This is a genomic window from Pseudomonas sp. 18.1.10, from assembly GCF_024655625.1.
Lineage (GTDB): Bacteria > Pseudomonadota > Gammaproteobacteria > Pseudomonadales > Pseudomonadaceae > Aquipseudomonas.
In genome coordinates this window covers 1-9777 of the sequence record NZ_JANLGL010000203.1, presented here as the reverse complement: position 1 = coordinate 9777, position 9777 = coordinate 1, and the positions used below count along the sequence as shown (strand labels likewise).

Annotated in this window: 11 protein-coding genes; 4 read left to right on the top strand and 7 right to left on the bottom strand. The window is 63.7% G+C overall.

The features are described from left to right. Positions 1-73: 73 nt before the first annotated feature. From NUV89_RS24265 to gshB, 7 genes are all read right to left on the bottom strand, one after another. A complete protein-coding gene (locus NUV89_RS24265; protein ID WP_257783317.1) occupies positions 74-1345 on the bottom strand; it encodes a dihydroorotase in 1272 nt (423 codons plus the stop codon). Then, positions 1342-2346 carry an aspartate carbamoyltransferase catalytic subunit gene (locus NUV89_RS24260; RefSeq protein ID WP_257783316.1) on the bottom strand — a complete coding sequence of 335 codons (1005 nt, stop codon included), beginning with the start codon at positions 2344-2346 and terminating at the stop codon, positions 1342-1344. Before NUV89_RS24260 ends, NUV89_RS24265 begins: the two co-directional genes overlap by 4 nt. A gap of 23 nt (positions 2347-2369) precedes the next feature. Continuing rightward, entirely contained in the window at positions 2370-2876 is a 507-nt protein-coding gene (gene pyrR, locus NUV89_RS24255) for a bifunctional pyr operon transcriptional regulator/uracil phosphoribosyltransferase PyrR (protein WP_257783315.1), read from the bottom strand. 73 nt (positions 2877-2949) lie between these two features. Further along, positions 2950-3387 carry a Holliday junction resolvase RuvX gene (ruvX, locus tag NUV89_RS24250; RefSeq protein WP_005792259.1) on the bottom strand — a complete coding sequence of 146 codons (438 nt, stop codon included), beginning with the start codon at positions 3385-3387 and terminating at the stop codon, positions 2950-2952. Next, the gene (locus tag NUV89_RS24245) at positions 3387-3956 is read right to left on the bottom strand and encodes a YqgE/AlgH family protein (RefSeq protein WP_257783314.1); all 570 of its coding nucleotides are present in this window, start codon (positions 3954-3956) and stop codon (positions 3387-3389) included. The genes ruvX and NUV89_RS24245 overlap by 1 nt, the downstream gene beginning before the upstream one ends. A gap of 157 nt (positions 3957-4113) precedes the next feature. Next, positions 4114-5007: an energy transducer TonB gene (locus NUV89_RS24240; protein ID WP_257783313.1), complete on the bottom strand. Its 894-nt coding sequence runs from the start codon at positions 5005-5007 to the stop codon at positions 4114-4116. A gap of 77 nt (positions 5008-5084) precedes the next feature. Next, positions 5085-6038 (bottom strand): glutathione synthase, encoded by a 954-nt coding sequence (gene gshB, locus NUV89_RS24235; RefSeq protein WP_124527301.1) that lies wholly within the window; start codon positions 6036-6038, stop codon positions 5085-5087. Positions 6039-6277: 239 nt separating this feature from the next. Here gshB and pilG point away from each other — a divergent pair, with 239 nt between their 5' ends. Genes pilG through NUV89_RS24215 form a run of 4 tightly spaced genes read left to right on the top strand, consistent with a single transcriptional unit; the run spans position 6278 to position 9682 of the window. Then, on the top strand, positions 6278-6685 hold the full coding sequence (gene pilG / locus NUV89_RS24230) for a twitching motility response regulator PilG (RefSeq protein ID WP_026137140.1): 408 nt from the start codon (positions 6278-6280) through the stop codon (positions 6683-6685). Between the two features lie 46 nt (positions 6686-6731). Then, the gene (gene pilH, locus NUV89_RS24225) at positions 6732-7097 is read left to right on the top strand and encodes a twitching motility response regulator PilH (RefSeq protein WP_017739429.1); all 366 of its coding nucleotides are present in this window, start codon (positions 6732-6734) and stop codon (positions 7095-7097) included. Between the two features lie 12 nt (positions 7098-7109). After that, positions 7110-7634 (top strand): chemotaxis protein CheW, encoded by a 525-nt coding sequence (locus NUV89_RS24220; RefSeq protein ID WP_257783312.1) that lies wholly within the window; start codon positions 7110-7112, stop codon positions 7632-7634. Then, positions 7631-9682: a methyl-accepting chemotaxis protein gene (locus NUV89_RS24215; RefSeq protein WP_257783311.1), complete on the top strand. Its 2052-nt coding sequence runs from the start codon at positions 7631-7633 to the stop codon at positions 9680-9682. The genes NUV89_RS24220 and NUV89_RS24215 overlap by 4 nt, the downstream gene beginning before the upstream one ends. Positions 9683-9777 lie beyond the last annotated feature (95 nt).

Sequence of the window (9777 nt, the reverse complement as noted above, 5' to 3'; positions counted from 1 at the left end):
AGTCGACAAATTCGTCACTGATCCACCGCATTCGCGAGCAAGCCCGCTCCCACATTTTTTTACCGTGCCCGCTTTAGGCCTGGTAGGTGACCCGGCCATCGACCAGGGTGTAGCGCACCGCCGCCGGCAGGCTATGACCCATGAACGGGCAGTTCTCACCCTTCGACAGCCAATGCTCGCCTGCCACGGTGGAGCTGGCCGGGTCAAACAGCACCACGTCCGCTGCCGCACCCACGGCCAGCTTGCCAGCCGGCAGGCGCAGCGCCTCGGCCGGGCCGGCACTGAGGCGTGCCAGCAGCGTCGGCAAGTCCAGCAGACCTTCTTCCACCAACGTCATCGCCAACGGCAACAACAGTTCAACACTGCTGATCCCCGGCTCTGTCGCACCAAACGGCGCCAGCTTGGCATCCCGCTCGTGGGGCTGGTGGTGGCTGGAAATCGCCGAGACCACACCGGACTTAACCGCCGCCCGCAAACCGTCACGGTCGGCACGGGTGCGCAGCGGTGGCTGCACGTGGTACAGGCTGGAGAAGTCGATCAGCGCCTCGTCCGTCAGAATCAGCTGATACAACGCCACATCCGCCGTCACCGGCAAGCCACGGGCCTGGGCCTGGGCGATCAGGGCCACACCGCGGGCGCTGGTCAGTTGGCTGAAGTGCGCGCGCACGCCGCTTTGTTCCACCAGCAGCAGGTCGCGGGCCAGGGCCACGGTCTCGGCGGTTTCCGGGATGCCCGGCAGGCCGAGGAAGCTGGCCACGGCGCCTTCATGGGCCAGGCCGCCTTCGGCCAGGTCGCGGTCCTGGGAGTGGAAGATCACCGTCAGGTCGAAGGTGGCCGCGTATTCCAGGGCGCGGCACAGGGTGCGGGTGCTGCGAAAGCTTTCCAGGCCGTTGCCGAAGGCGACACAACCGGCGTCGCGCAGGGCGATCAGTTCGGCGAGTTGTTCGCCTTCCAGGCCTTTGCTCAGGGCGCCGATGGGGAACACTTTGCAATTGCCGGCTTCACGGGCGCGGTCGAGGATCAGCTCGGTCACGGCCGAGGTGTCGAGGATCGGCTTGGTGTGCGGCGGGCAGCACAGGCTGGTCACGCCACCGGCCGCTGCGGCGCGGGTTTCGCTGATGATGCTGCCTTTGCGGCTGTAGCCCGGTTCGCGCAGGGCGACGTTCAGGTCCACCAGGCCAGGCGCGGCCACCAGACCTTTGGCGTCGATGGTTTCCACCGGGCTGAAACCGGCAGGTGCAGCGCCGATGGCGATGATCTTGCCGGCTTCCAGGTGCAGATCGGTAACTTGATCCAGGCCACTGGCTGGATCGATGACGCGGGCGCCGAGGATGCTGAGCTTCACTGGGCGTTCTCCTGCTCGAATTGACGTTGCGCGGTTTGCCCGCTCATGGCCATGGACAGCACGGCCATGCGGATGGCGATGCCGTAGGTGACCTGGTTCAGGATCACCGATTGCGGACCGTCGGCCACCGCCGACTCAATCTCCACGCCACGGTTGATCGGGCCCGGGTGCATGACGATGGCATCCGGCTTGGCGCCGGCCAGACGGGCGGTGGTCAGGCCGAACAGGCGGTAGAACTCGCCTTCGCTGGGCAGCAGGCCACCGGCCATGCGCTCGCGTTGCAGGCGCAGCATGATCACCACGTCCACATCCTTGAGGCCTTCGGCCATGTCGGTGTAGACCTTCACGCCGTATTGCTCGATACCCACCGGCAGCAGGGTTTTGGGGGCGATCACGCGGATGTCCGGGCAACCCAGGGTTTTCAGGGCGAGCATGTTCGAGCGCGCCACCCGCGAGTGCAGGATGTCGCCGACGATGGCCACCGAGAGGTTTTCAAAGCTGCCCTTGTGCCGACGGATGGTGAGCATGTCGAGCATGCCCTGGGTCGGGTGGGCGTGACGGCCATCGCCGCCGTTGATGATCGCGACCTGCGGGCACACGTGCTCGGCGATGAAGTGCGCAGCACCCGAGTCGCCGTGGCGTACGACGAACATGTCGGCGGCCATGGCTTCGAGGTTGCGCAGGGTGTCGAGCAGGGTTTCGCCCTTGCTCGCCGACGAGGTGGACACGTTCAGCGTGATCACGTCGGCCGACAGCCGTTGGGCCGCCAGTTCAAAGGTGGTGCGGGTGCGGGTGGAGTTCTCGAAGAACACATTGCAGATGGTCTTGCCGCGCAGCAGCGGGACCTTCTTCACCGCGCGGCCGCCGACTTCAAGGAACGAGTCGGCGGTGTCGAGGATTTCGGTGAGCAGTTCGCGGGGCAAACCGTCGAGGGACAAGAAGTGTTGCAACTGACCCTGAGCATTGAGCTGCAGCGGGCGCTTGGCATCTAGAGGCGTCATCGCGGGGACTCTTTACAAGGGGTTTAAAGGGCGAGGTCTTGCAGTTCGAGTTCGAGCGGCGTGGGACCGGACAATTTTACCCGCTGGTGGGGTGCCAGCGACAGCGTGGCGCCGACCACATCCGGGCTGATCGGCAATTCGCCTGCGTCCAGGTCCAGCAGGCACACCAGCGTCACGCTGGCTGGGCGGCCGTAGTCGAACAGTTCGTTCATGGCGGCACGGATGGTGCGCCCGCTCATCAGCACGTCGTCGATCAGCACCAGGTGCTGGCCTTCGATCTCGAACGGCAGGGCCGACGGGCGTACTTGCGGGTGCAGGCCGTTCTGGCTGAAATCGTCGCGGTAGAAGGAAACGTCCAGCGTACCGAGGGGCGAATCGCTGCCCAGCTCTTCCAGCAATGCCTGGGCGACCCACACGCCACCGGTGCGAATGCCGATAAAGCGCGGCTCGCTGATGGCGCGGTGTTGCAGATGGGCCCTGAGGCTTTTGGCCATCTGGCTGATCAGTTCGGCAGGGTTCGGCAAGCTCATGGTGGCTCCTTCAAGGCCTTTGCGCAGGCAAGGTCCGGGCTCAAACGTAAAAAGACGCGGCAAGCCGCGTCAGTCAGGATTCAAATAAAGCGGTGTTTTCATCCAGCCAACCCTGCAACAGCAAGGCGGCAGCGATGGCGTCGACGGGGTTGTCGCGGTAGCTGCCCTTTTGGCCGCCACGGTCGCGGCGTTCACCCTTGGCTTCAAAGGTGGTGAGGCGTTCGTCGTGGGTATAGAAGGGCAGGTTGTAGCGGCCATTGAGGCGGCGGGCGAATTTTTCGGCGCGCAGGCACATGTCGCTGGGGGTGCCGTCCATGTTCAGGGGCAGGCCGACCACCACGGCGTCGGGCTTCCACTCTTTAATGAGGGCTTCGACCTGGTTCCAGTCCGGTATGCCGTTCTGGGCTTTCAAGGTGCACAGCTCGCGGGCCTGGCCGGTGATGACCTGGCCGACCGCTACGCCGATCTGTTTGGTGCCGTAGTCAAAGCCGAGGATCAAACGCAAAGCCATCAGGCGTGCCCCGCCTGGCTGGTCAGCAGGTTGAGGTTGACACGCAGCTTGGCGGCGGCCGCCTCCAGGCGCAGTTCCACGGGGGTGTTGAACAGGATGTCGGCGTCAAACGGGCAGCTCAGCCAGGCGTTGCTGGCCAGTTCCGCTTCCAGTTGCCCGGCTTCCCAGCCGGCGTAGCCGAGGGTGATGACGCTTTGCTCGGGGCCGACGCCGTCGGCGATGGCGAACAGCACGTCCTGGGACGTGGACAGCGACACACCGTCAAGGTCGACCGTGGCCTGGAACTTCGGCCCGGTGGGGTGCAGCACAAAACCGCGATCGGTCTGCACCGGCCCGCCGATATAGATCGGCACGCTCTGGCAACGGGCCGGCGGGTCGATCTCGGGGCGCAGTTGCTCAAGGATATCCGCCAGGTTCAGGTCTTGCGGGCGGTTCACCACCAACCCCATGGCACCATTGGCCGTGTGCTCGACGATGTAGGTCAAGGTCTGCGCAAAGTTCGGGTCGGCCATGTGGGGCATGGCGATCAGGAATTGGTGCTTGAGGTAGGTCGGGCTGACGTTTTTCATGTCCGCTAGTGTGGCGTTGGAGGGGCGAACTGACAAGCCTGATCATCGGTGGGCACCCGCCTGTGGCGAGGGAGCTTGCTCCCGCTGGACTGCGCAGCAGGCCCATTTTTGGGGGCCGCTGCGCGACCCAGCGGGAGCAAGCTCCCTCGCCACGGGGTTAGTTGCTGGAGAGCCGGTCGCCCTTGGCGAACTTCCAGGTGCGGATGATTTCCAGGCGGTCGATGTCGTTCAAGTCGCCGGTAAACGGCGCAAACGGTGCGGCCAGGCGCACGATGCGTTGGGCTGCCTGGTCCAGCAGCGGTTGGCCGGAGGATTCCAGCACCTGCACTTCATATAACGAACCGTCGCGGTTGATCGACACCAACAAGCGCAAATTGCCATAAATCTGCTGGCGCCGGGCTTCGTCCGGGTAGTTGAGGTTGCCGATGCGCTCGACTTTCTTGCGCCACTCATCCTTATACCAGGCGCCCTTGTCGCGCATGGTCGACGCCGCGTTCAGCCGGTAGATACGCGGGCGCTTGGCATACAGCTGTTGTTCGTTGGCCAGTTCGGCTTCGAGGCTGGAGATCTGGTCGGACAGCTGCGAGCTGTCGAAGGTCGGCGCCGGCTTGGCGGGCTCGGTCTTGGCTTTTTCGGGCTGGGTCGCCGCTTTTTGCGGTTTGGGCGCGATGGTGGTCACGGCGGCCTTGGGCGCAGCCTGCCTCACCTCGGGCTTGGGCGTCGGCGGCGGGGTGACCTTATTGACCTTGTTGTCCTGGAACGGCGCCACTTCGGTGGTCTTGGGCACCGCTTTCTTGTCCAGGGTGCCGCTGCCCTGCTGGTTGTCCTGGGCGAGAAAGTCGGCCTTTTCGGGCGCCTTTTCGCTCTTGAACGTGGCGAGGGTGATTTCCAGGGTGCGGGTGATCTGCTTGGGCTCGACCAGGGTGAAGCCCACGCCGAGGATCAGGGCCAGGTGAATCAATGCGGCGAGGAACAGGGTAAATCCGAGCCGATCAGCCGGGCGCACGCCGCTGTGGGAGAGTTCGGGGGGCAGATCGGACGGGAGTGTCATGACAAAGGAACCAACATCGCGCGTTTCACAGGTGGCGCATGATAACGCAATGTTGGTTTGTGTCCGGCTGTTCTATGTCACTTGGCTTGTAGCTTGCGCTCGATGGCGGCCATCAGCATTTCGCCGATATTGGTGCCGAACGCGTTGTCGATCTCGCGGATGCAGGTGGGGCTGGTGACGTTGATTTCGGTCAGGTGCTCACCGATGACATCCAGGCCTACAAACAGCAGGCCCTTTTCCCGCAAAGTCGGGCCCACTTGCGACGCAATCCAGCGATCCTTGTCCGACAACGGCCGCGCTTCACCACGGCCACCGGCCGCCAGGTTGCCGCGGGTTTCGCCGGCTGCCGGGATGCGCGCCAGGCAATAGTCCACCGGCTCGCCGTCGATCATCAGGATGCGCTTGTCGCCGTCCTTGATCGCCGGTAGGTAGGCCTGGCCCATGATCTGCTGGGTGCCCAGGGCGGTCAGGGTTTCGAGGATCACCGACAGGTTCGGGTCGCCGGCGCGGTGACGGAAGATCGAAGTACCGCCCATGCCGTCCAGCGGCTTGAGGATCACATCACCGTGCTTGGCGGCAAATTCACGCAGCACGTCGGCGCGGCGGCTGACCACGGTCGGCGGCGTGCACTGTGGGAACAGGGTGGCGAACAGCTTTTCATTGCAGTCGCGCAGGCTCTGCGGCTTGTTGACGATCAGCACGCCGGCGCGTTCGGCCTGCTCCAGCAGGTAGGTGGAGTAGACGAACTCCATGTCGAACGGCGGGTCTTTGCGCATCAGGATCACGTCGAGGTCGCTCAGCGGGCTGTCGACTTCGTCCTGCAGTTCGAACCACTTCTCAGGGTTGGCGAACACCTGCAGCGGGCGCATGCGGGCGCGGGCCTCGCCGTCGCCCTGGTACAGGTCGCGCTGTTCCATATAGAACAGGGTCCAGCCACGGGCCTGGGCGGCCAGGAGCATGGCCAGCGAGCTGTCCTTTTTATAGGAAATGCTGGCGATAGGGTCCATGACAATGCCGACGCGAACGCTCATGGGGGATTTCCTCTAGCAAATTAGGGCGCATAAAAGTGGCGTCAGAGTGGCGCTGCGGCTGTTGTGGGTCAAGGAAAAACCACCTGGCCGGTTGCTCGATAGATTGCGCCCGGAGACTGTGCTAAAAAGACTGCCACGGCGCAGCAGCCCTTGAATTCCGAGGCTTGCGGCGCTCATCCTGTGCAACATCAGGCAGTACACACCGAAAACCGATTCGCTGTGGCGATGGTAGAGCAGATATGGAACAGCATTCCAACGCCTTGAGAGTGATGGTGATCGACGATTCAAAGACGATCCGCCGCACCGCCGAAACCCTGTTGAAGAACGCAGGGTGCGAAGTCATCACGGCCATCGACGGTTTCGATGCCCTGGCGCGGATTGTTGATCATCACCCGCACATTATCTTTGTCGACATCATGATGCCGCGCCTGGATGGCTATCAGACCTGCGCCCTGGTGAAGAACAACCCGGCGTTCAAGTCGATCCCGGTAATCATGCTGTCCTCCAAGGACGGCCTGTTCGACAAGGCCAAGGGGCGTATCGTCGGTGTCGATCAGTTTTTGACCAAGCCGTTCAGCAAGGAAGAACTGCTGGGTGCGATCAAGGCCTATGTGCCTGCCTTCGCCGCAGTAGAACAAGCACACTGACACCGCCCCACAAGGGCCGGCGTCTACCAAGTTAGTGGGGAAAACCATGGCACGTGTTCTGATCGTCGACGATTCGCCGACTGAAATGTACAAACTGACCGGCATGCTGGAAAAGCACGGCCACGAAGTTCTCAAAGCCGAAAACGGCGCGGACGGCGTGGCCCTGGCCCGCCAGGAAAAGCCCGACGCCGTGCTGATGGACATCGTGATGCCGGGCCTCAATGGTTTCCAGGCCACCCGTCAGCTGTCCAAGGAGCCGGAAACCAACGGCATCCCGATCATCATCATCACCACCAAGGATCAGGAAACCGACAAGATCTGGGGCGCGCGCCAGGGCGCCAAGGATTACCTGACCAAGCCGGTGGATGAAGAAACCCTGATCGCCACCCTGAACAAGGTATTGGCCGGCTGACGGCAGGCGATCATGACCGAGTCGCAAACCGCCTTCGAGCTGTTGCTGGACATCGACCGCCGCTGCCGCTTGCTGGCCGCCGACCTGCCGTCCCAGGAAACCCGCCAGCAGGGTTGGAGCGGGATCGGGTTTCGCGTGGGTGCGCATTGGTTTGTCGCGCCGATGGGCGAGGTGGCCGAAGTCCTGCATGAGCCGCGTTGCACTTTGATGCCCGGGGTCAAGGCCTGGGTCAAGGGTGTGGCTAACCTGCGTGGGCGTTTGCTGCCGGTGATGGACCTGGGTGGGTTCCTCGGCCAGGCGCTGTCCAAGGCGCGCAAGCAACGGCGTGTGCTGGTGGTGGAATACAACGACCTGTTTGTCGGGCTGTTGGTGGACGAGGTGGTGGGTATGCAGCATTTCGCACAAGACGCGCTGTTGGCGAACGCCAGCACCGACGCGCCGTTTATCCAGGGCCAGTTCGACGGCGATCAGCTGTGGCAGGTCTTCAGCCCCTTCGCTCTGGCCCAGGCCCCAGGCTTCATGGATGTCGCCGCATGACCACTGCTACCACGCCAAAACCCCAGGCCGGCTCGCGCAGCCGTTCACAGATCATCGTGCTGTTTATCGCGCTGATCGTGTTCATCATGCTGCTGTTCGCCAACTTCGCCTACCTCAACACCCAGTCCACCTACGACAAGCAGTACATCGGCCACGCCGGTGAGTTGCGCGTGTTGTCCCAACGCATCGCCAAGAACGCCACCGAAGCCGCTGCCGGCAAGGCCGCCGCGTTCAAACTGCTGGGCGAGGCGCGCAACGACTTCGCCCAGCGCTGGGGCTACCTGAAAAAAGGCGACCCGGAAACCGGCCTGCCCGCCGCACCCAGTGCGGTACGCGCCGAGATGCGCGCGGTGCAGACCGACTGGGAAGCGCTGCTGAAAAACACCGACGCCATCCTCGCCAGCGAACAGACCGTGCTGTCCCTGCACCAAGTGGCTGCGACCCTCGCCGAAACCGTGCCGCAATTGCAGATGGAGTCGGAAAAGGTCGTCGATATCCTCCTGCAACGCGGCGCCCCGGCCAGCCAGGTGGCGTTGGCCCAGCGCCAATCGCTGCTCGCCGAGCGCATCCTCGGTGCGGTCAACACCGTGCTGGCCGGCGACGAAACCGCCGTGCAGGCCGCCGACGCCTTTGGCCGCGACGCCAACCGCTTCGGCCAGGTGCTCAACGGCATGCTTCAGGGTAACGCCGGGCTGCGCATCACCCAGGTCGAAGACCGCGACGCCCGCGCGCGCCTGGCGGAGATTGCGGAGCTGTTCGAGTTTGTCTCCGGCTCCGTGGATGAAATCCTCGAGACCTCGCCGCAACTGTTCCAGGTGCGCGCCTCGGCGAGCAATATCTTCAACCTCTCGCAAACCCTGCTCGATGAAGCCTCGCACCTGGCCACCGGCTTTGAAAACCTCGCCAGCGGGCGCACTTTCGACACCATCGGTGGCTACGTCCTCGGTTTGCTGGCGCTGGCCTCGATCATCCTGATCGGCCTGGTGATGGTGCGTGAAACCAACCGCCAGTTGCACGAAACCGCCGAGAAGAACGAGCGCAACCAGAACGCGATCATGCGCCTGCTGGATGAAATCGAAGACCTCGCCGACGGCGACCTCACCGTGACCGCCTCGGTGACCGAAGACTTCACCGGCACCATCGCCGACTCGATCAACTATTCCGTGGACCAACTGCGCGACCTGGTGGCCACCATCAACCTCACCGCTGGCCAGGTTGCCGGCGCGGTGCAGGACACCCAGGCCACCGCCATGCACCTGGCCCAGGCCTCGGAGCATCAGGCCCAGCAGATTGCCGAAGCGTCCACCGCGATCAACCAGATGGCCCAGTCCATCGACCAGGTCTCGGCCAACGCCGCGGAATCCTCGGCGGTGGCGGAGCGCTCGGTGGAGATCGCCAACAAGGGCAACGAAGTGGTGCACAACACCATCCACGGCATGGACAACATTCGCGAGCAGATCCAGGACACCGCCAAGCGCATCAAGCGCCTGGGCGAGTCGTCCCAGGAGATTGGCGACATCGTCAGCCTGATCGACGACATCGCCGACCAGACCAACATCCTCGCCCTCAACGCCGCGATCCAGGCCAGCATGGCCGGGGATGCCGGGCGCGGTTTTGCCGTGGTTGCCGATGAAGTGCAACGCCTGGCCGAGCGTTCATCCGCGGCCACGCGGCAGATCGAAACCCTGGTGCGGGCGATCCAGGCCGACACCAACGAAGCGGTCATCTCCATGGAACAGACCACCACCGAAGTGGTGCGCGGCGCACGGCTGGCGCAAGACGCCGGCGTGGCCCTGGAAGAGATCGAAGGCGTGTCGAAAACCCTGGCGGCGCTGATCCAGAGCATCTCCAATGCGGCGCAGCAACAGACCTCGTCGGCGGGGCAGATTTCCCTGACCATGAACGTGATCCAGCAGATCACCAGCCAGACCTCGTCGGGTTCGACCGCCACTGCCGAAAGCATCGGCAACCTGGCGAAGATGGCCAGCCAGTTGCGCAGGTCGGTGTCGGGGTTCACCCTCCCGCCTGCCAAGCAGGCCGACCATTGAAATGCTATCCCATTGTGGAAGCAGGCTTATGTGGGAGCGGGCTTGCTCGCGAATGCGGTGTATCAGTCGCCGGATACATCAACTGACAGATTGCA

Bases quoted from the DNA above. Each gene is read 5' to 3' on its own strand.
- NUV89_RS24260 (WP_257783316.1), bottom strand. From the start codon at position 2,346: ATGACGCCTCTAGATGCCAAGCGCCCGCTGCAGCTCAATGCTCAGGGT.
- pyrR (WP_257783315.1), bottom strand. From the start codon at position 2,876: ATGAGCTTGCCGAACCCTGCCGAACTGATCAGCCAGATGGCCAAAAGC.
- ruvX (WP_005792259.1), bottom strand. From the start codon at position 3,387: ATGGCTTTGCGTTTGATCCTCGGCTTTGACTACGGCACCAAACAGATC.
- NUV89_RS24245 (WP_257783314.1), bottom strand. From the start codon at position 3,956: ATGAAAAACGTCAGCCCGACCTACCTCAAGCACCAATTCCTGATCGCC.
- NUV89_RS24240 (WP_257783313.1), bottom strand. From the start codon at position 5,007: ATGACACTCCCGTCCGATCTGCCCCCCGAACTCTCCCACAGCGGCGTG.
- gshB (WP_124527301.1), bottom strand. From the start codon at position 6,038: ATGAGCGTTCGCGTCGGCATTGTCATGGACCCTATCGCCAGCATTTCC.
- pilG (WP_026137140.1), top strand. From the start codon at position 6,278: ATGGAACAGCATTCCAACGCCTTGAGAGTGATGGTGATCGACGATTCA.
- pilH (WP_017739429.1), top strand. From the start codon at position 6,732: ATGGCACGTGTTCTGATCGTCGACGATTCGCCGACTGAAATGTACAAA.
- NUV89_RS24220 (WP_257783312.1), top strand. From the start codon at position 7,110: ATGACCGAGTCGCAAACCGCCTTCGAGCTGTTGCTGGACATCGACCGC.
- NUV89_RS24215 (WP_257783311.1), top strand. From the start codon at position 7,631: ATGACCACTGCTACCACGCCAAAACCCCAGGCCGGCTCGCGCAGCCGT.